We start from the raw sequence: 20,067 nt of genomic DNA, 5'->3' as shown, positions 1-20,067 counted from the left end.
ATAACCATGGAAGAATTTACATATACCGCAACTAAAGATGGCAAAACTATAACCGGAACAGTATCCGGAAATAGCAAAGAAGCAGTTATTAATAGCCTAAAGAAACAGAGTTTGCATCCCATAATAGTCAAAAAGAAAAAGTCAAAGAATGGCTTCAATATTAAGCTTGGACAAAAGGTTGGCCTTAAAGATTTGGCGGTTTTTACTCGGCAACTGTCAACCATGGTTTCTGCTGGAGTTCCATTATCGCGTGCTTTGGCAACACTTCAAGCCCAGGCATCGAATAAATACTTCAAGGATGTAATAGGCGACATCGGCAAGAATGTTGAAGGAGGACTTCCTTTATCTGACGGTTTCGCAAAATATCCAAATATATTCTCAGAGGTTTACGTGAGCATGGTTCGTGCTGGTGAAGCTGGAGGAATCCTTGAAGACATACTCAAAAGGCTGGCATCGCAAATAGAGCGCGATTCCAGTATGCGAAAAAAGATAAAAAGCGCTATGACCTACCCTGTTGTGATCTTAGTCGTTACAGTGATATCGTTCTTTGGAATAATGATCCTGATAATACCAAAGATTAGTAAAATACTAACCGATCTAGGTGGTGAAGACGCTGAACTCCCAATTTATACTAGGGCAATGTTATCGATAAGCGACTTTGTGCGAACCCAGGCACCACTAATAATTATAGTTTCAATTATATGTGTAATAATTGTAAGACGCTATATCAAAACACCAAAAGGTAAGTATAAATTTCATGCTTTACTCCTCAGGCTACCAATTATAAATACAATAATTATTAAGGTTGCAATAGCACGTTTCGCAAGAACTTTTGCATCATTAATGTCTGCAGGAGTTGGTGTTTTAGATGCCCTTGAAGTTACGGGTGCTGCAATCGGCAATAAAGTCTTTCAAAGAGAACTTGAGGAAGCCTCTAAGGAAGTAAAAAACGGTAAACAACTATCAGAAAGCCTGACTAAAAATACACATTTTCCACCAATAGTTTCTCAAATGCTGGCCGTCGGTGAAGAAACTGGACAAATTGACACTATACTGGTGAAAGTTGCTGACTTTTATGAAGAGGAAGTAGCAACTACTATTGATGGATTAAGTTCAATAATTGAGCCGATAATGATAATTGTACTAGGAAGTGTCGTTGGGTTAATAGCCGCTAGTGTTATGGGTCCAATTGCTTCACTTAGTAAAAATATTGGCAATTAAGATCTTTTTTATTTTAAAGAAGTTAAATGTGCTTGCATTGTATTACTATTGTGCTTATAATTATGGCCAACTTGACGAATACGTCTCGTTACATTAAAACAATAAATAAGAAGGAGGGTGGGTCCCTATGACTTCACTAAATAAAAAACAACGTGGTTTCACTATCGTGGAGCTCTTAATCGTTATTGTCGTTATTGGAATTTTGGCGGCATTAGTTATAACAACATATAGCGGTATTCAACAAAAAGGTCGTGACACTGAACGACAAACGGATATTAAAGCAATCCATGGCCAGCTAGAGGCATACTATGCTCAGAATGGACACTATCCTACGTTAGCTAATGTGAATGATTCTACATTTAGAGGAGCGAATATGAAGGGGCTTGATGCCGATGCCCTACAAGACCCTAAAGGCTCGGCACAAACGCTTGTTGCGACTGCTACAGCTAACTCATATTCATACGCTGTTACACCTGCTGGATGCGACAACGGAGCTAATGGTGAATGTACAGCATATACATTAACTGCAACATTAGAAGGCACAATTGACGGAAGTGGTACCTACTCTAAAACTAGCCTAAATAATTAGTTGGTTATGTACTCGATAAACCCCCCTCATATGAGGGGGGTTTTGAATATTTGAAGATTAATATCAATAATGTATTAATATTGATATAATACAAACTGTTAATGCTTAAGATTAAAATAATGAGTGAAACTATATATTTATATAACGATAAACCCGTATTTGGTATGGATATTGGCTTCAGTAGCATAAAAGTAATGCAGTTATCGACAAATCACAATCAATTCCATGTTAAAGGGTATGGTGTGGCAAATTTTGAAGAATCAAGTATTGTCAATGGTGTCATAGATAACTATGAATCAATCGCTTCAAGTATGCACAATATGTTTTCCTCTTCACTCACAGGCACTATTGATACAAAAAGAGTAATCATGTCTATACCAGCATCGTATACATTCTCAAGAATTATTAATCTACCTAGCAATATAGCCGAAAAAGACATACCTGATGCAGTTAATACTGAAATTCAGCAATACCTACCCTCATCATCTTCTGATTTGTATTTAGACTACTCCATACTAGGTACACAGAAAGATCAAAATCGTGTTCTAACAGTAGCGACGCAACGAAAACTCGTCGACTCATACATGAACCTTGCAAGAATTCTTGGACTTGAGGTAGTGGCAATGGAGCCAACAACCAGTGCATCTAATAGGCTATTCGGCTTTACTGATCAACATAAGGTTCCTACGGTATTGATAGATTTTGGCGCCATATCCACGGACGTAACAATTTACGACAATGATTTAGTAGTTACAGGAACAACAACAGGAGGTGGCGACCATTACACTGATGCCATAAGAAACGCCTTGGACGTCACAAATCAGGAAGCTCAAACCATCAAATCACGCTATGGATTAAACTTTAGTAAAAAGCAAGCTGAAATAATTGACGCTCTTAAACCATTAACCGACGAGATTACGAGAGAGATAAAAAGAATGGTACGATATTACGAAGAGCGAATAAATAATGGCAACAAAACCATAGGTCAAGTAGTTTTACTTGGTGGTGGAGCTAATATTCCCGGATTGAGTGATTATTTTACCAACACCCTCCGGTTGCCAGTAAGAACATATGATCCATGGAATACTATCACTTTTGAATCTATTAATCTGCCGAAGCCTGGAGAAGAAAATATCTACATCACTTCAGCAGGCCTAGCATTAATGGATCCCAAGGAGCCGTTCGCATGATTAACCTTAGTCCGGATGACTACAAAGAATCTTTACGTTATGCAAGGCGTAGCTCAAAACTACTCAGATGGGTTGGTGGAACTCTTATTATTCTGATGGCTGTTTTGTTGACACAGCTCATAGGGTTTACCTATTTAAAGTCTGAAACAAAACGATACCAAGAAATCAATGCCAGTATCACGCAAGATTTAAAAAATAATGACCTTGAGGGTACGCTCAAGACTGTAGAGAATATTTCCGGAAGCCTAAAACTTATTGTTCAGGTATTATCAAAACAAGTGCTGTTTTCGGAATTAATCAAACAGGTGGGCTCGGTAATGCCAGAAAATACAGTACTTTCGAATATAGAAATTAGTAAGGTTGAAGGAGGCATTGATCTTTCAGCAGAAACCAAAGACCAAGAATCAGCCACACAAATCCAGGTTAACCTAATGGATCCAAACAACAAATTATTTGATAAAGTAGACATTGTATCGATAAGTTGCGGAGAAAGTAATCCAACCTACCCCTGCAGGGCTACTTTCAGAGCTTTATTCACAAAAGACAATCCATTCCTATTTGTAAACAATAAATCCGCAGGTAGCAACCAATGACCTCCAAGAAAGCATTTCAACTAATAATTGGTTTGTTAGTATTATCAATCCTTGGCGTAGTTTCTGCTATATATATGGGTAATAAACTATTGTCGCGTCAATCTCAATACTTGGTTGATCAGAAAATATCAAATAAAGTGTTAGAGAACCAGGAGTTATCCTTAGCTAAAGCAAAACAAAATATCCAAAAATACAAGAATCTAGAAGAATTGACTCAGGCTATTGTTCCAAGAGATAAAGACCAGGCTCGTGCTACACGAGAAATACTCGCCTTAGCTCAAGAAAGCGGAATCCAAATAAAATCAATTACCTTCCCGGCCTCGAACCTTGGCGCCCCAGCACAAAAGTCAACGTCTAAAGAATCCACTCAAGAAGGATCAACTCCAGCGCCCAATCCTATAAGCCAGGCTGTTCCTGTAAAAGGCCTGAATGGTATATACAGCTTAGAGGCAACCATTACGCCAAATGGGCCAGTTAACTACTACCAATTTATTGATTTTCTTGCCAAGCTCGAAAAGAATCGTCGCACATCACAAGTAACCAGTATTAGGATTGAACCTAAATCATCTTCTAGTAAGAATCCCCAACTAATTTTTGCGTTAAAACTAAATATGTTCTTAAAGCCATGAATTTAAATACCTCAACCATAAGACCTCGTATAGAAAAATTAGCACGATTTATAAAAAAGAATGCTGTATTTTTGTTTGTTGTTTCCGGTCTCATCATTATTGCCTACCTAACATTCAATATCAGACTTCTCGCCAATAAAGAGCCTAGTGAATCAGCAATTGCTGAAAAATCAAGCGAAAATAAACCAATTAACATTGATGAATCAGCAGTAAAACAGATTAAACAACTTCAAGCAGTAAATCTAGAAATTAGAGCCCTGTTCGAGCAATACAGAGACAACCCATTTCAAGAATAGAAATTAGTTCCCGTACTGAACTAGGTTTTTTTCGTGAGCTCCCACAATAAGTTTTGAATGCTTATATGGGTCTGGAATATAGGTGAATAAATAATTTTGTTGTTCGCCTGCAGTCTCAATCACTAAAGTTCCGTAGTTAAATAAATGAGCTAGAACACCTTTTTGAGTAACCGTTACATCCTGGACGTCTCCGATACTCAACTGGGATATCTTGCGATTAAATAGGTTAATATACAGAATTTGGGCAATTTTTTCAGAAGTAACATAAATGACATTGTTTGTGTATAGTATTGCCTGGATTAGCATTGCGCCAATAATTAACAACACAAACACAAAACCTATAACAGTAACAACTGACCCCAGGCTAGAGGATGCAATGCCAGAGTCCTCTAGTGTTCCAGAGAACCCAACAAAACCTAGCACCACAGAAACAGCAAAAGCAATTACGCAACCAGTTAAGTAGATAAAGAATTGACCGATTGGATGTTTACGAATCTCACATATTAAACGCTCTTCGTTATCAAATTCTATTAGATTAAAGTATTTTTTACCGGTACGTGATAATTTTAACTTATCCTCTGCTCGCAATTCATTAACATCCATCGTCTAATATTATAACAGAGAAGATTGAGAGTCGTTGTTTTTGTGCCGACCAAGGTGTTTATACGCCTTGGATGTAACTCTTCTGCCACGAGGAGTTCGCTCTATCAAGCCAATCTGCATCAAATATGGCTCATGAAAATCTTCAATAGTACTTCGTTCCTCGGCAATCAAAGCAGCAATCGTGTCAACACCAACTGGGCCACCGTCATAACTTTCGATGATCGCTTCAAGCATGCGCCTGTCTGCCGGATCTAGGCCGAGTTCGTCAACTTCTAATAATAATAGAGCATTGTCGCTAATATTATTGTCGATAATACCGTCCCCATTAACGTCTGCGTAGTCACGTACTCTCTTTAATAACCTATTAGCAATTCTAGGAGTTAAACGAGCTCTGATTGCAAGCTTATCGGCGGCCTCATTATCTATTTTTACATTTAATATCCGAGAAGCACGCTTAATAATTCGAGCAATTTCTTCTGGAGTATAAAATTCTAGCCGATGAATCATACCAAATCTATCCCTTAACGGAGCCGCCAGACTACCAGTACGAGTTGTCGCGCCAATTATTGTAAATCTTGGCAAGTCCAGGCGTAAGCTTTTTGCACTCGGACCCTTTCCTAGCATTATATCCAGCTTAAAATCCTCCATTGCGCTGTAAAGAACTTCTTCAACACTACGGTTTAAGCGATGAATTTCATCAATGAATAAAATATCGCCGTCATGTAAGTTCGTTAATAAACTGGCTAAATCTCCGGCTCTTTCGATTGCCGGGCCACTAGTTATTCTGATTTGTGCGCCCATTTCGTTAGCTATAACTGTAGCTAACGTGGTCTTGCCAAGTCCAGGTGGGCCATATAATAAAACATGGTCAATCGGCTCACCACGCTTTTTGGAGGCGGTAATTGCTAGTTGCAGATTTTGTTTAATTCTCTCTTGGCCAATGTAGTTTGCAAAATCTTGGGGACGCAAGGTAACTTCCAGCTCTTGCTCCTCTGGAGTTTCGTTATTACTTGTATTTACTATCCGCTCAATTGCCATGTCAAACCATTATCTCGCGACTACGATATTCTACGTAACACGCCCTCCGACCGCTCAGCTGCTACTACGTCAGCAAGTGGCTTATCGTTAAATTTTATCTCTCTACCAAAATCATCAATGACTAAATTCACCCATTCGTGACCCGGATTTTTTTGTAGTGTTGCATCTGCTCCACACTGTTCAAGTACACGCAACACTTCATATAGATCAGGGAAAAAGAATTCAGTATGTTCAACAAAACCTTCTTTGGTCTCCTTGCCTGGCCTTGGTTGCATTATTTCAATCCACTCAAAATTAAAACCACCCAGAGCAACTTTACCTCCAAGTTTCGCTGAGGCAAGCAACCTATCATCCAATGATATCTCCCAAAGGCCTTCCTTTGAGACCTCTTTTTCTAATGATTGACACGTCTCAAGATAATCAAGTTCGTCTGCGCACTTTATAGCAAAGTGATCCGGGTTTCGAAACCAGGACTTAGGCAACTGAAAAGCATCCATGTACCGCTTCATCGATTCACCGTATACATCTAAATCTTTCTCTATATCCACAAGTTTCATATCACCCCTTCAAGACCTTCTTTATTCTATCTTCGGTAGGCAAGCTGGAATCTACATTATGTAAAGCTATTTGAGCATCAGCTTCAGAGTACCCGAGCGCAACTAAAGCCTGCAGAGCCTCATCTTGCACATTCACCCCCGCTCTTGCTATTACAGCCTCAGCACCCTCTCCAACTACTTCACCAACTTTGTCGCGCAATTCAACGATGATTTGCTCTGCCGCTCGTTTACCTACGCCTTTTGCAGTTTGTAAGTATTTCACATCGCCGTTAGCAATATTCGCCTTTAACTCACTGTTGTTGCCAGCGTTTAGTACTGCCATAGCTACTTTTGGGCCAATACCCTTAACACCAAGTAACTGTTCAAATAACTTTTTTGATTCTAGATTGGAAAACCCGTATAAGTCGTGTGAGACTTCACGAATATGCTCATACACATGAAATTTCTCTGACTGCCCAAGATTTGTTCTGCCAAAATCAGAAGCCGAAACTATCAGACCATAGCCAACCCCATGAACATCAAGAACAATAGATTCTTCAAACTTCTCACTTACTACTCCGCTTAGCGTTGCTATCATAGCTATATTATCGCATACTTGTGCTACAACAGATAGCCGCAGCCAATGCGTCGGCCGCGTCATCTGGTTTTGGTATTTGCGGTAGTTTTAAGATTACCTTAACCATCTCCTGTATCTGTTTTTTATCCGCCTTACCGTAACCTGTTACCGCCTGTTTTATCTGCAAGGGGGTATACTCATTTAGTTGTATTTTTTTCTGCTTACCCAGTAATAGTATTACACCACGCGCCTGACTGACGCTCATTGCGGTAGTAATATTGCGGATAAAAAAGAGTTTTTCTACAGCCATCACATCTGGTTTATATTGCGATATTATCCCCTTAAGGTCTTGGTAAATAGTCAGTAATCTCTCGCTATCTTCTTGATGCGCTGGAGTTCTAATAACCCCGGCTTCTACAAATTTTGTATTACCACTATCAACATCAATAATACCAAACCCAACTATGCCCGTTCCTGGATCAATACCTAATATCCTCACGTTTTTATTATACATTTAGTCCTTAGGATTACTTTTGTTTAAGTATTTTGCCTCGTAATAGAGAGAGTTTTTGAACGATATCTTCTCGATATTCATATACACCATACCCCAAAACTAACACTGCAATACCCGCAAAAACACCATAATTTAGTTTATTTTTCTGTTGGTTGCTTTCTGAACTTGGGGTATTTGTTGCTGATACATTCGTGGTTGATCCAGCAACTTTTCTGCATCTATTTGTGTCAGGATTTCTAACTTGACCCTCTTTACATACAGCTAGAGTTGTCGTTGCGGATACCTTTTTGCAACGATTAGTTGAGGGGTTCCGCGTTTGCCCAACGTCGCATGGTTTAAGATTCGCCAACATAATTGCAGTTGAACGACACCTGTTTGTGTCAGGATTTCTAACTTGACCGGGTTCACAAGGCTTTAGTGCTTGTGAATCACCTACACTTTTGCACCTATTGGTCTCTGGATTTCGATACTTTCCAGCTCCACAAGATTCAAGAGTAGTTGTATTTGTGGTAGTAGCGGTTGCTACTTCTGTTGGTACAATTAGAATATTAGCCGTTCCTGGTGTTGGCTGAGATGTAACTTGCCATTTACCATCTATCAAAGCCCAGGCCTCATTGTCATGCAATCCAGCAGGGTACGATACCACATCCTCGTTTGTACTTGTTATGAGTTCAACCATCCCGCCATCAGCATTTGGAAGAACCAATCCTCTGTGCACCCAATAACCTGGAGGAGCTAAGCCGGTCAATTTTTTAGTTGAGTTACCTATCTTAATGCTACATAAACTTAAATTAATAGTTGAAGAAGATGAATTGTATAGTTCAATATATTCATTACCTGAATCTGTGCCTGAAGGATTAGGTAATATCTCCGAAATTGCCAAATCAGTACATAAATTTGATGCCTGTTGACCAACACCAGCACAATCATCAATTCTACAACTATCGTTTGTTGATATAGTATCGGTATTGTTTGGTGAGTTTGTGTCAATTTTTACATCTGTTGTAGAATGACTGAAGTCTGCGAAATTATTGTCCGTATCAATAAAGTAACCACTATCATCAACTGCTCTATGTATACTCTTTGTATTTGCCGGTATAGGAGCAAGGTCTTCCTCCTTACATACCCCAGAACTCGGCATACTTCCCCATCCAACCAAATCCCAAATTTTGTTATCTTGGATTAGCCTTACTGAGCCACCAGAGTTGTCGTTCATGCTAACTTCAACCTGAACTGTTTGATGAGACGCAATTACACCATTTAAGGTGTATGATTTAACGCTTGAAGAACTATCTTGTTTTGTCCAATCTATTGCATTGCAATCATTTATTTTGGCATTCGGCTTAGCGTATTCAACTCTCCAATTTGATAAGTCTACGTCAACATTAGAGTCATTGTATACATTAATGTATTCTGTAGGTTCTCCGGCCACAATTCCACCGATTTTAACACCCACAATTAGTACTCTCGGCTCAGGATCAGCCAACATGCTAGCAGGCACTAACATACTACTAATAAACAAAGAAGCAACTAGACTTATTAATCTCATCCCCATAAGTATGCCTAAATATACTCTCAATATTTAAAAGAATAAATACTTAATTGTAAATTTTACTTTAAGTCAACTTCATTATGTTTATGCTATATCGAAATTGGTATGTGTGGTAACTACATCATCGAGCTCTTCTAATACATCCATCAAGCGCATTACCTTACCTTGCGTAGCTTCGTCAGCAATTGTCACGATATTTTGAGGAACATAAGTAAGTTCTGCTTCAACAATCTCAATCTTTTCGTCCTGTAGTTTGTTGCGAACAGTAGCAAGCTGTTTTGGTTCGGTATATACCACCGTCTCTTCGTCATCTTCAATAGCATCCTCTGCACCAGAATCAAGTATTAGTAGTAATAATTCTTCGCCACTGCCTTTTACTCGAATCATTCCCTTTCTATCAAATAAGAACGCCACAGAGCCTTTCTCTGCAATGTTTCCACCATGCTTTGCAAACGCTGTTCGTACAAAAGTATAAGTACGGTTTGTGTTGTCTGTTGCACACTCCACCAAAATACCAACACCACCCGGACCATAACCTTCATACATTACTTCTTGAATCTGGTCACCCCCTAGCTTGCCAGAGCCCCTATCGATTGCCCTCTGAATATTGTTAGCAGGCATGTTGGATGCTTTAGCTTTATCAATTGCTAGCCTTAATGAAAAGTTCATGTCGGGGTCTGATCCACCTTTTGCGGCAATAGCTATTGCATTGCCGAGTCGCGTAAATATCGCCCCTCTCTTGGCATCCTCTATTGCTTTTCCGCGATGTATCTTAGCCCATTTACTATGTCCAGCCATTTTATTACTCCAGTTGTTCTAGATAATATTATAACATAATTACTTCTTTGGCTTTTTTGAAACTCTTTTTTTGTGATTTTTATTGGATTGCGTTCTGTCAAGTAGCAACTTAACAAGCCACCCTCCAGTTATTAGCATCCCGATTGCAACCAGAAACTCTCCAATATATGTATATACAGTTTTGGTGGAATTGGTAACCACTTTAATGTCTTTAGCTTCTATGCCACGCACCTCTGCTAATTGTCGCCCATTGTTATCTAACTCATACGCTGTTGCAGCATTAGCTGACTGCAAAAAATATCGAGAATTTGCGACTGACATAAATCTTGCTAGTGATTTCTGTTGCCAAGCAAAAACTCTTGATCCTCTAAAAATTGTGAGCGATGCAGAATTAGTGAATATTGTTGCTCCTTGCCTGGCAAATACTCTATAATCCTTTGGCGCAATAATACTTGAACAAACCGCTGAACCAAGGATGGTTTGGTCGTCAATCTTTAGTGGTTGGAGAGGGTGCTCTCCTTTAATAACCATTTTAGCATAACTGAAATAATCTAATGTAGACTTTTGGTTAGTTGCGCGAAGCATAGTGCGCATAATATAGCTTAGGTCTTCGCCCGCAGGGATCAATCGATACTTTTTTTGTGAACTTTCTATGCCGTTTTCTGAATTACCGAATCTTAATACATTATGGTGTCCGGCAGGCTGACCATTATTAACCTGAGCAGAACCAACAAAATAAGTTTTTGACCCATCTTGATTTTTGCCTAACCGCTCGCCTAGTCTTTCATTGTCAATATTGTCCAATGAATATTCCGGGAATACCACTATGCTACTGTTACGATCCTTAAGTACTCCAACGTGGTTATCTAAATTTTCGCTAACAATAGTCGCAGAAATAGACCTACCATCTGGATGTCTATACATAAGGTATCCAGCTAACGACAATACACAAGTCACCACAAAACAAAGAAATGCATACTTACGCCAACTTTTCCTAGAAAGTAAGAAGACTGTCAGCCAAAACAACCCAGCCAAACCATAAAATCCAACAAACCTTGTCGTATATCCAAGTGGTGTGTTTATTAATACCAATGTTGGAGAAGCAAGAGGTATAACATTGTCAATGCTTCCTTCTGGGCCGATCCAAATAACTGCCGTAATCCACGAAACCAAGAAGTCCATAAGCGCAAAAAGCGGCAATCCGAGAGCGATAATTAACCATGGGTTTGTTAATTTAAACTTCTTTCTCAAAAACCTAAATATTTTTACAACAATATATACCGATAAAGTAACGTTAAATAACGCCACCCAAGTGGCAATAACCATAGCTACTGGTTTTGATCCAGCCAAATCTAAGCTATCTGTTACAAATACCCAAGACCAAGCTATGAAATATAAAGTAGCCAAAACAATGACAAATGGGTGTTTTACGATTTTTTGAATTGATTTTTTCATGCTTATTCTTTAACTAAACTATAGAACTGGATCTTTTTATTGTCAATTTTTTCGAGTAACGATTATACAGCAATGTGGTAAATAAAATAATCAATGTCACCAAAATAACTGTTTGAGGTATCGTAATCCAAACCTCGAAGCTAGCAAACGATAGCCTGCTTAATAATTCCGCAATCTCCACAATATATTGAAGCATTATTTTGGCGGGCAATACTATTAGTCCAAAGAACATTATAGGACTAATCATTCCGTACAACCCCGAAACTAAAGTAGCCATCATCACAAAAGGTATCAATGGAACAACAAGAATATTTGCGAGTAAACTGACAACTGAAAAACTATGAAAAACATATAGCAATATTGGAATAGTGCAAATTTGAGCACTGATAGTTTCGGAGATTAATTGAGGGATGAGCTTTTCGTTATGTTTTGGTGAAAAAAAGTTACTAAGTATCAAAGGGCTCAGGATTAATATTCCGAAGAACGCCGAGAAAGATAAGTACCAGCCGACACTTGACCAGATATATAGTGGATTCCAACCCGCAGTTACAACTGCAGATAGTAAAATCAACAGGATTGGTCGTATTTGTCTGCCGAAATACCACATAAATAAACTGATGAAACTTACCACGCTTGCTCGAATAATAGAAGGACTGAACCCAGTGATCAACAAAAACACAACTACGAGCATACCTGGAATAATGGTGGCCTGAAATCTTGACCGTTTTTGCAATAATCGCTGTGCAAAATATACGATTATTGTTAAGTTATAACCAGAAACAGCAACAATATGTATTAGTCCGACCTCCCTTAATTGCTCTGTCAAATCTTTTGGTATACCGCTCCTCTGTCCGATTAAGATCCCTAACCCAAGAGATGCAAGAGGTTCTGGTAAGACATTTTGTAGCCCTGTAGCAAAGTTCCTACGTAGTTGATCAATCTTATTTATGCCTGATGAAACTAAGGATATTTTCGCAAAGCTAATGCCCGCAACATTATCTCCACGTCTGGGATAGAGCTTGCCTTCTACTAAAACCTTATCCCCTTTATAGACCATTGGCAACCCAAATCCCTCAACCTCAATATTGCCAACCAGCTTATGGCCATTTGTTGTCTCAATTTTGTTTGATGAGAATATTAGCTGTTTGCGTTCGCTATAAATTGCGTCTTCTCTTGCGACTACAATTAGGCTAACTTGCTTCCTGTATAGGTCATCATACTTATTAACTTGATACGAATAGGATACTCCTCTAAAGTACCCTATCAATAAACAAACTATCAATCCCAGGGTGATCCAATAACATTTCCTATGCTTTGGTAATAATATAAAAGTAGCAATGATTAATATCGATACAATAATTACCAATTCAGCCCAACTAATAAACCTTGCCAATATAAGCCCCGCCAAAAATAATATCAACCCACAAGAAATCATTGTCGTTTGACGTATCCTATACTTGCCAACCATGCTGGTATCTTATTTGTTATTGTGTCAATAAACAAAAGCAGGTAGATGTCAATTTTATTGACTTTTTGCCGAAATCAAGGATAATATACCCTTGTAATATACGGTCGCTAGTCGTGTTAACAATAATCCGTTATCGCAAGGTTTGCTTTATAACGGGCCCATAGCTCAGTCGGTTAGAGCACCTGCCTTTTAAGCAGGGTGTCCTGGGTTCGAGTCCCAGTGGGCCCTCCACAAATCAGACATTTTTTAAGATTTAACGGCAGTGTCTTCATTTTTTCAGCTGAGAAAAAGTCAGGTCTGGCGGGAGGATTTGAAAGAAATGATGATAAGTAATATACCTTTCAAGCCGAGCCAGGTACCCCAGAAAGACTTAACTCTGCTGGCGGAAATGGCCGAGAACAGCGAACTGGACAGTGGGCTAATTGAAGCAATCCTTAACACCTATTTATCTATGGAGTAAGATATGAGTTTTAACGGCGTAACTATTGAGGAAAGTTTGACAGACAAATCTGTCTTAAATGATGTAAACATCATTTCAACAAAAGTTGAGCCAGTAACCGAACACCATAAAACGCCCTGGGTCAAACAATGGACTTTGCATACAGTTGAAATACAAGATGATAAAGTTGCAGAAGTCGCCGATAAAATAAGCAAGGCATTAGACAAAGAACACGACTGGTACGCTGATTTTAAGACTGATACCGAGCATTACGTTATCTACACTAGCAAGGTGTTTCATATTACTGACCGCACAGATAAGAAACAATATGACGAGGCGACAGCCTACGGCATATCTATCGGTATTCCTGATTATCAAGTGGACTTTTCGCCACATTTGAAGCAGTGGGAACGATGAGCATTGGGCTAAAACGTGGCACGGTCAAAGTCGTAGACTACGACCCGAACTGGCCAAAAGAGTTTGAGTTAGAAAAACAACGATTGCTAGAAACTTTCGGCGACAAAATACTTGCCATTGAACATATTGGCAGTACTTCAATACCAGGACTAGTTGCCAAACCGATTATTGATATTGTTGTTGCCGTAAAATCTTTTGACGATTTGCCAGAGTTTATAGACGAACTGCAAAAACTCAGTTACAAATATATCCCTGAGCGTATGTTTAATGACCGCAAGTTTTTCCCTAAAGGCTCGCAAGAAAATCGCACACATCACCTAAACCTTGTGTTGCAAGACGACACCGAACAATGGACAAAGCCGATCGCCTTTAGGGATTACATGCGAACCCACGAAGCCGAACGCAACGAATACAGAAAACTTAAAACTACGCTTGCCCAACAATACGCCAATGACAGGGCAACTTATACGAAATTGAAAGACGACTTCTTTCAATCAATTTTTGACAAAGCCCTGTCATAGCACACCCGCCCAGAAACATCCTTTTCCTTTTTACAAAAAATCTCGGCGGGAGTAGCTTCAAAAGTTATATTAAAAATCTTAGAAAAAGCAGATGATTAGTTATTAGTTTAGTTTTATTTTTTTGCCATCCCTGGTATCATAAGCTTTATGAGTAGCTTTAATGCTCTTAGCGCAAATAGTCAAGATATACAAAAATTCCAAATGCATCAAAAAGTAAGGTCAATATTGATTATTGCCGTTGTTGGGATTCCTGTTTTTTTGGCAATGTTAGCATACCTATTTTATAGGAATACGGTATCTTCAAAGCAAGTTAATTCACCAACTTCTTCTTCGATAGAGCAACAACTTTCGACAGACGACATTTATTCTAATCCTAGTCCTACTGAAACCGTTCAAGGACAGGGCCCTAATCAACAATACTACACAGCTAATCCCGGGCCATCAACCACAAATCAATCAGGACAAACTTCTACACCAAATCAGCAACAAGCTCCTAGCGTTCAGTCAACAAACACCGGAATTCCGCCAGGAGTAGAAACTGCAATCAACTCAATTGAATCGAACGGCATAAAAGGAAACCCTTATGTGTCCAGCAATCTAGACACCAGTCAAGTACCTGTTGGTACAAGTGTGAAGTTTGATAAGAGTACGTGGGTAGCGTACAGTGAAAATACCGGATCTATAAAAGTCAGCTTGTCAATAATGGGTATGTCTAAGACGGGGTCTGTAACATTTGGTATTGAAGGTGGTTCCTGGAAGGCGACTGGTTACAGCATCGATTAGAGATTTAATGATGTTTCTTGTGTTTACTTGACTTTGTCGATATTTTGGCATGAGTGAATACTAATAACATAAGACTAGAGATAACACCTACCACTAAGATAAACGGTTGAAATCCCTGTAGTTGCTCCCATGTACTACTACTTAGTAATTGGTTATTGATATTTTGGGGCAATAGCGGTACAACCAATAATACCAAAAGTGTGCTCGCGCAAATGCTAGGAATTATGTTCAACACAAATTTTCCTGGAGTGATTGATTTACGTAAAATTATCGCACTGAAAATTGCAGGTAGAGTTATCAGTGCGATACTAGTAATAGTTTTACTTAGGTCGCCGTCTTTTATAAAAGAAGCGCCGATCAAAGACGCCTCACCACCAATTTGAGTAGCCAGCACACTACCAGAACACACACTAAAAAACACCACCCCGCTGTTTGTTCTCATAATCATCATCAACAACGTCAATATAATAATAGGAACGCCAATAACAACTATCTCGTAAGGCATAAGCTTAATATACCATGTTTATCGGTCGATACTTATATTATCATTAACTCTTATCCCGAACTTTGACACCGACCCAGATGGAATTTCAAGAAAATATTTCGCATCCTTGTTTGGGCAAAACACTTCAGGATACGTATCTGGACTAAGATTTTCTTTAATATCTACGACTTTATTGTTGTCACTAATCCAGATAACATCAATATTAAATTTCATATCTTTCATCCAAACACAATATATGCCATTACCGGAGTATTTGAAGAGCATTCCTTGATTCTTACCTAAACGATTCCATCCACCTAAACCTTTTGCACGCGAATCTTTCGTATCTGCCACTAGTACATTGATTTTATGATTATTAACCACAATTTGTCTGTCGTTCAAAAAAGAATACACTAAAATAGAAAATCCCAAAAATACCACAATTAAAACAACCAGTAATGTCAGCAATGAATTTTGCGACTTCTCTTTACTAGGCACCAACGCGATCTTTTCGGCGCTGTTTTCGGGCGTTTTGTTCGACATACTCTATTATTTTAACAGCAACATTGCGCCCTGTAACCCTCTCAATTCCCTGCAAACCAGGACTAGAGTTGACCTCTAGCACCAAAGGTCCTTTTTCGGAGCGCATCATGTCTACTCCACAAATAGGCAAACCCATTGCCTTTGCAGCCCGTGTAGCAGTCTTGCGCTCTTCGTCCGATAGTTTAATTGGCATTCCTTCGCCCCCCTGGTGAATATTGCTCCGAAAGTCATCATCCAAACTTTGGCGCTTCATGCTAGCAACAACCCTACCGCCAACAACCAAGGCCCGGATATCTTCACCAGCAGACTCTTTGACAAATTCTTGCAATAATATGTTAGTACCATCCTCATTATGAAGATAAAATGCTTGTAATACTGATTTCGCAGCTTTTTTTGTCTCTGCCAATACAACACCATTACCATGAGTACCTCTTGCTAACTTTATTATTACTGGAGTACCACCAATTTGATCAAGCAAATCTTCGATATCGGCAGTATTACGAGAGAAAACAGTCTTTGGTATACCTACTCCTGCTTTAGCAAGCAATTGCATGCTTCTAAGCTTGTCTCTAGATCTTGTAATAGCGATCGAGTTCGATGCAGTATATACGCCCTGCATCTCAAATTGGCGCACAATTGCTGTTCCGTATCTAGTCATATTACTAGCAATCCGTGGAATAATAGCGTCCACACGAAGATCTTCGCCTCTATAATTTACTGCGGGATTACTCTTTTCTATTGAAGCGTAACATTCTTTATATTTCACAACCATCACATCATGACCTAACGATTCTGCCTCTTCAGCTAGTCGTTTTGTCGAATAATTACCTGGACCGTTTGATAAAATTGCTAGTTTCATGTTTGAACCTTACTGCGATTGACCATTTGGGTCAATCACCAAATTATTTGCTCTCAAGAACTTGCGTCCAATTATTACTGGATACTTCATCTTACCTCTATCAGCTAGACTTATTGTAATATTGTATCTAACACCCCTTAAAACTATTACTGTATCAATGAAATATCTAGTTGCAGTACTGCCATTAGAACTCGTTACTGAACTTCTTCTAAAATCTGATACCCTTACTAGCTTATCCCCGCCAAATGGCGCAAATTCTAACTTTGTATTGCCATTAATAGTTGCAACTCTAATTTTAGTTGCATGCATTGCTCCGGTGTATGCACCAGTATCAATTTTAATACTTACGATGTTATCGCTAAACTCCGGAAAATACGCTGTTTCAAAAACACCTAAAGTAGTGGACTGTGCATCTTTTGTGGCAATAGAGCTAGTTTTTATATCTGCCATTTTCATATTGTACTATATTTATAGATTTTTTGCAATACTACTGAGCGTTCTGAACCCTTAAGTAAACTAGGACAATTAGTCCGACAACAACCGCAAATATGAAAATCAATAGTGGAATTAGGCCTTCTTGCCTAGACATAATTTGACGCAATCTTAACATAATATAAGCATAACCATATATTCAACTAAAGTAAACTACTACCGCTATCACTAGTAGCTTTCTGTGTTTCTTTTTGAGTAACAATTGGTTCACCAGTAACGACGAATTGGCTATCTGAGTCGTCAGTATTAGAGCAGGTATACATCTTTATGGATGCTTGATTGAAATTTCCTTTGCTACTCGATGACTCAACTGGTGAATCTCTACGAACGTCTGATACTTTATATGAATACCATTGATCTTGAAAATAGACATCAATCTCATCGTCCTTGCTTAATTTTTCAATATGATAAAAGGGTGATTGTGTTTTTGTTGCTTGTGGAGTAGTCCCTAATTTAAACCTAGTTGCACATAGAATAAATCCTCTACTTTGGTTATTGTCATCTGTTTCGGGATTCTTCCAGACTATTTCCCCAGAAGCATAAGCTTTATCTGGGTCTGCTTCGATAGGAACAACCAAATTAAGCTTGTCTACCTTCACAAAATCTCTTTTTTGACTAACTAAGGTGGTTTCTTTTGATTTTGCAGACTCACTACTGTCTAACATAATGTCTGGCGACTGAATTATTACGAATAAATATATTCCTATAACAATAAGTAAAAATATTCCAAAGAGCAGTAGAAGTGTTCTTTTATTACTTCGCCTTTTTATGGGTTGCTGATCAAAGTGATAGTGACTATGTTTTCTCGACACGTGTGATTGTTATTATACCGATCATTAATGTATACTTGCAACATGCCAGATAAAGAAGCTTCACCAATCGATAACCAGCCTCAGTGGATGGATATTATCGACAAAGTCTTACCTTCAGACAGAGATCAAAATGACCCTTTACTAACACTTAATGCTGATGGCCTCTTCATTAATCCAGCTCTTAGACTGAGCAAAATTAACGCTATATATTATTCGAAAGACCAAGCATCTGTAGCGTTTGATTCGGTATGTGATTTCATAAAAGCAAGCATCGATAACCACGATGTCAAGGTGAGTAATCCTTTTGGTAGTAATCTTGAAGAAATTCCTGAAGGTAAAGACAAACTGCTAGATATATATCTAGGTAGAAGCCCTGGCTCAAAGCTTGCTATAGCGCAATCGATATTAGGAACTATGGATGACTATACGCAAACGGCCTTTGAACATCGCGCCAACTTTGATGCATGGGAACCGATTATTAACGAACAGTTAGAATACTACAAGGACCAAATACAAGTAATCGACGATCAAAAAGATTAACCAAAAAATCCTTTTTTGTGCGAAGACTTAAACTGTTTAAGTAATTCTTGTTGTTTTTTGCTGAGCTTGGTTGGAGTTTTAACGGTGACTGTTACGATATGTGCGCCTCTACCCTTTGACTGAATGTGCGGAACTCCATGGCCACTTAACTTAAAGTCTGTGCCACTTTGGGTTCCGGCTGGAATCTTCATTCGCACTACACCATCAACCGTTTCAACATCTATTTCTGTACCTAAAGCTGCATCAACCATATCAACAACTTCTTCGCTTAGCACTAGGTCACCTTCTCTGGTGAATTTTTTATGCGCCTTTACATGGATAGACACATACAGATCTCCTTTTGGCCCATTTGCCACAGCCTCACCATGACCACTCAAGCGTATTGTAGCTCCGTCATCTACACCTGCTGGCACCTTGAGTTTGATTTTTTGGTTTTTACGCTCTACGCCTGATCCTCGACATACTGTACATATCTTTTCAGGGACCTTACCCGAACCCTTACAAGAATCACAAACTGCTGCTTGTTGGATATTTCCAAGCACTGTTCGCATTACTCTCACCGTTTGACCTGCGCCATTACATGTTGGGCATGTCTTCATCTGATGTCCGGGCTCAACAGTACTACCTTTGCAGTGCTCGCAAGTATCATTCAGGTTCAAGTCTAGGTCGATATTTGTTCCAAATATTGCCTGTTCGAATGACAAATCAAGCCTAGTTTGGACGTCATTACCACGTGCCTTTCTGTGCTTCTCTCCATTACCGCCACCACCAAAAAAGCTACCAAAAATATCACCCAAACCTAAATCATCAAAATCTATATTGATATTTTGCCCTTGAAATCCTCCAAAACCACCACCGAATGGGTTACCGCCAGCAGATCCGTCACTCGCCGCACTACTCCCAACACCCGCATGACCGAATTGATCATAACGTTGGCGTTTTTTACTGTCTTTTAAAACCTCGTAAGCTTCATTGACCTCTTTAAATTTAGCTTCATCGCCACCTTTATCTGGGTGATATTGTATTGCCTTTTTTCGAAAAGCCTTTTTTAGCTCGTCGTCACTAGCGTTCTTGCCAACACCCAATACCTCATAGTAATCCCTTTTTGCCATATATTA

General features: G+C 39.0%; 25 protein-coding genes and 1 tRNA gene. 11 read left to right on the top strand and 15 right to left on the bottom strand.

What is annotated here, in order from left to right; genetic code table 11:
• Nucleotides 1-6 precede the first annotated feature (6 nt).
• The 6 genes from H6793_02505 (at nt 7) to H6793_02480 (ending at nt 4,518) form a co-directional block, all read left to right on the top strand.
• Nucleotides 7-1,221, top strand: coding sequence for a type II secretion system F family protein (locus H6793_02505; protein ID USN95186.1), 1,215 nt, complete (start codon nt 7-9; stop codon nt 1,219-1,221).
• Nucleotides 1,222-1,348: 127 nt separating this feature from the next.
• Complete coding sequence (locus H6793_02500; GenBank protein ID USN95969.1) at nt 1,349-1,810, top strand: prepilin-type N-terminal cleavage/methylation domain-containing protein; 462 nt, start codon at nt 1,349-1,351, stop codon at nt 1,808-1,810.
• Between the two features lie 101 nt (nt 1,811-1,911).
• Nucleotides 1,912-3,000 carry a type IV pilus assembly protein PilM gene (gene pilM, locus H6793_02495; protein USN95185.1) on the top strand — a complete coding sequence of 363 codons (1,089 nt, stop codon included), beginning with the start codon at nt 1,912-1,914 and terminating at the stop codon, nt 2,998-3,000.
• Nucleotides 2,997-3,593 carry a hypothetical protein gene (locus tag H6793_02490; protein USN95184.1) on the top strand — a complete coding sequence of 199 codons (597 nt, stop codon included), beginning with the start codon at nt 2,997-2,999 and terminating at the stop codon, nt 3,591-3,593. Before pilM ends, H6793_02490 begins: the two co-directional genes overlap by 4 nt.
• Nucleotides 3,590-4,222, top strand: coding sequence for a hypothetical protein (locus H6793_02485; GenBank protein USN95183.1), 633 nt, complete (start codon nt 3,590-3,592; stop codon nt 4,220-4,222). Before H6793_02490 ends, H6793_02485 begins: the two co-directional genes overlap by 4 nt.
• Nucleotides 4,219-4,518, top strand: coding sequence for a hypothetical protein (locus H6793_02480; protein ID USN95182.1), 300 nt, complete (start codon nt 4,219-4,221; stop codon nt 4,516-4,518). The genes H6793_02485 and H6793_02480 overlap by 4 nt, the downstream gene beginning before the upstream one ends.
• A 3-nt stretch (nt 4,519-4,521) precedes the next feature.
• On the opposite strand, the gene H6793_02475 is transcribed toward H6793_02480, so the two are convergent.
• From H6793_02475 to H6793_02435, 9 genes are all read right to left on the bottom strand, one after another.
• The gene (locus H6793_02475) at nt 4,522-5,121 is read right to left on the bottom strand and encodes a PH domain-containing protein (GenBank protein USN95181.1); all 600 of its coding nucleotides are present in this window, start codon (nt 5,119-5,121) and stop codon (nt 4,522-4,524) included.
• Between the two features lie 9 nt (nt 5,122-5,130).
• A complete protein-coding gene (gene ruvB / locus H6793_02470) occupies nt 5,131-6,159 on the bottom strand; it encodes a Holliday junction branch migration DNA helicase RuvB (GenBank protein ID USN95180.1) in 1,029 nt (342 codons plus the stop codon).
• A 20-nt stretch (nt 6,160-6,179) separates the two neighbouring features.
• Nucleotides 6,180-6,716, bottom strand: a complete 537-nt coding sequence (locus H6793_02465) for a hypothetical protein (protein USN95179.1) — start codon at nt 6,714-6,716, stop codon at nt 6,180-6,182.
• A 1-nt stretch (nt 6,717) separates the two neighbouring features.
• Nucleotides 6,718-7,293: a Holliday junction branch migration protein RuvA gene (gene ruvA, locus H6793_02460; GenBank protein ID USN95178.1), complete on the bottom strand. Its 576-nt coding sequence runs from the start codon at nt 7,291-7,293 to the stop codon at nt 6,718-6,720.
• A 7-nt stretch (nt 7,294-7,300) separates the two neighbouring features.
• A complete protein-coding gene (gene ruvC / locus H6793_02455; GenBank protein ID USN95968.1) occupies nt 7,301-7,771 on the bottom strand; it encodes a crossover junction endodeoxyribonuclease RuvC in 471 nt (156 codons plus the stop codon).
• A 28-nt stretch (nt 7,772-7,799) separates the two neighbouring features.
• A complete protein-coding gene (locus H6793_02450) occupies nt 7,800-9,335 on the bottom strand; it encodes a lamin tail domain-containing protein (GenBank protein USN95177.1) in 1,536 nt (511 codons plus the stop codon).
• Nucleotides 9,336-9,422: 87 nt separating this feature from the next.
• Nucleotides 9,423-10,136 (bottom strand): YebC/PmpR family DNA-binding transcriptional regulator, encoded by a 714-nt coding sequence (locus H6793_02445; GenBank protein USN95176.1) that lies wholly within the window; start codon nt 10,134-10,136, stop codon nt 9,423-9,425.
• Nucleotides 10,137-10,175: 39 nt separating this feature from the next.
• Nucleotides 10,176-11,591 (bottom strand): hypothetical protein, encoded by a 1,416-nt coding sequence (locus H6793_02440; protein USN95175.1) that lies wholly within the window; start codon nt 11,589-11,591, stop codon nt 10,176-10,178.
• 13 nt (nt 11,592-11,604) lie between these two features.
• Complete coding sequence (locus tag H6793_02435) at nt 11,605-13,059, bottom strand: ComEC/Rec2 family competence protein (GenBank protein ID USN95174.1); 1,455 nt, start codon at nt 13,057-13,059, stop codon at nt 11,605-11,607.
• 154 nt (nt 13,060-13,213) lie between these two features.
• On the opposite strand from H6793_02435, the gene H6793_02430 reads away from it, so the two are divergent.
• The 4 genes from H6793_02430 to H6793_02415 all read left to right on the top strand — a co-directional run bounded on the left by H6793_02430 (nt 13,214) and on the right by H6793_02415 (nt 15,219).
• Nucleotides 13,214-13,290 (top strand) — tRNA-Lys (locus tag H6793_02430).
• Nucleotides 13,291-13,522: 232 nt separating this feature from the next.
• Nucleotides 13,523-13,915, top strand: coding sequence for a hypothetical protein (locus H6793_02425; protein ID USN95173.1), 393 nt, complete (start codon nt 13,523-13,525; stop codon nt 13,913-13,915).
• Nucleotides 13,912-14,436, top strand: a complete 525-nt coding sequence (locus tag H6793_02420) for a GrpB family protein (GenBank protein ID USN95172.1) — start codon at nt 13,912-13,914, stop codon at nt 14,434-14,436. Before H6793_02425 ends, H6793_02420 begins: the two co-directional genes overlap by 4 nt.
• 147 nt (nt 14,437-14,583) lie before the next feature.
• Complete coding sequence (locus tag H6793_02415; GenBank protein USN95171.1) at nt 14,584-15,219, top strand: hypothetical protein; 636 nt, start codon at nt 14,584-14,586, stop codon at nt 15,217-15,219.
• 4 nt (nt 15,220-15,223) lie between these two features.
• On the opposite strand, the gene H6793_02410 is transcribed toward H6793_02415, so the two are convergent.
• From H6793_02410 to H6793_02390, 5 genes are all read right to left on the bottom strand, one after another.
• Complete coding sequence (locus tag H6793_02410) at nt 15,224-15,724, bottom strand: hypothetical protein (GenBank protein ID USN95170.1); 501 nt, start codon at nt 15,722-15,724, stop codon at nt 15,224-15,226.
• 18 nt (nt 15,725-15,742) lie between these two features.
• Nucleotides 15,743-16,246, bottom strand: a complete 504-nt coding sequence (locus H6793_02405) for a DUF192 domain-containing protein (protein ID USN95169.1) — start codon at nt 16,244-16,246, stop codon at nt 15,743-15,745.
• Complete coding sequence (locus tag H6793_02400) at nt 16,194-17,105, bottom strand: RimK family alpha-L-glutamate ligase (GenBank protein ID USN95168.1); 912 nt, start codon at nt 17,103-17,105, stop codon at nt 16,194-16,196. Before H6793_02400 ends, H6793_02405 begins: the two co-directional genes overlap by 53 nt.
• Before the next feature lie 9 nt (nt 17,106-17,114).
• Nucleotides 17,115-17,555 (bottom strand): ATP-dependent zinc protease, encoded by a 441-nt coding sequence (locus H6793_02395; GenBank protein ID USN95167.1) that lies wholly within the window; start codon nt 17,553-17,555, stop codon nt 17,115-17,117.
• A gap of 185 nt (nt 17,556-17,740) precedes the next feature.
• Nucleotides 17,741-18,262 carry a sortase gene (locus H6793_02390; GenBank protein USN95166.1) on the bottom strand — a complete coding sequence of 174 codons (522 nt, stop codon included), beginning with the start codon at nt 18,260-18,262 and terminating at the stop codon, nt 17,741-17,743.
• A 189-nt stretch (nt 18,263-18,451) separates the two neighbouring features.
• Here H6793_02390 and H6793_02385 point away from each other — a divergent pair, with 189 nt between their 5' ends.
• A complete protein-coding gene (locus tag H6793_02385) occupies nt 18,452-18,949 on the top strand; it encodes a hypothetical protein (protein ID USN95165.1) in 498 nt (165 codons plus the stop codon).
• Here the strand turns inward: H6793_02385 and dnaJ are convergent.
• Nucleotides 18,946-20,061 (bottom strand): molecular chaperone DnaJ, encoded by a 1,116-nt coding sequence (gene dnaJ / locus H6793_02380; GenBank protein ID USN95164.1) that lies wholly within the window; start codon nt 20,059-20,061, stop codon nt 18,946-18,948. The genes H6793_02385 and dnaJ overlap by 4 nt on opposite strands.
• Nucleotides 20,062-20,067: the final 6 nt, after the last annotated feature.

The organism is Candidatus Nomurabacteria bacterium (assembly GCA_023898625.1).
Taxonomy (GTDB): domain Bacteria; phylum Patescibacteriota; class Saccharimonadia; order Saccharimonadales; family JAGQNJ01; genus HK-STAS-PATE-36.
The sequence above is the reverse complement of the archived record's forward strand: the minus strand, read 5'-3'. Positions and strand labels throughout refer to the sequence as shown.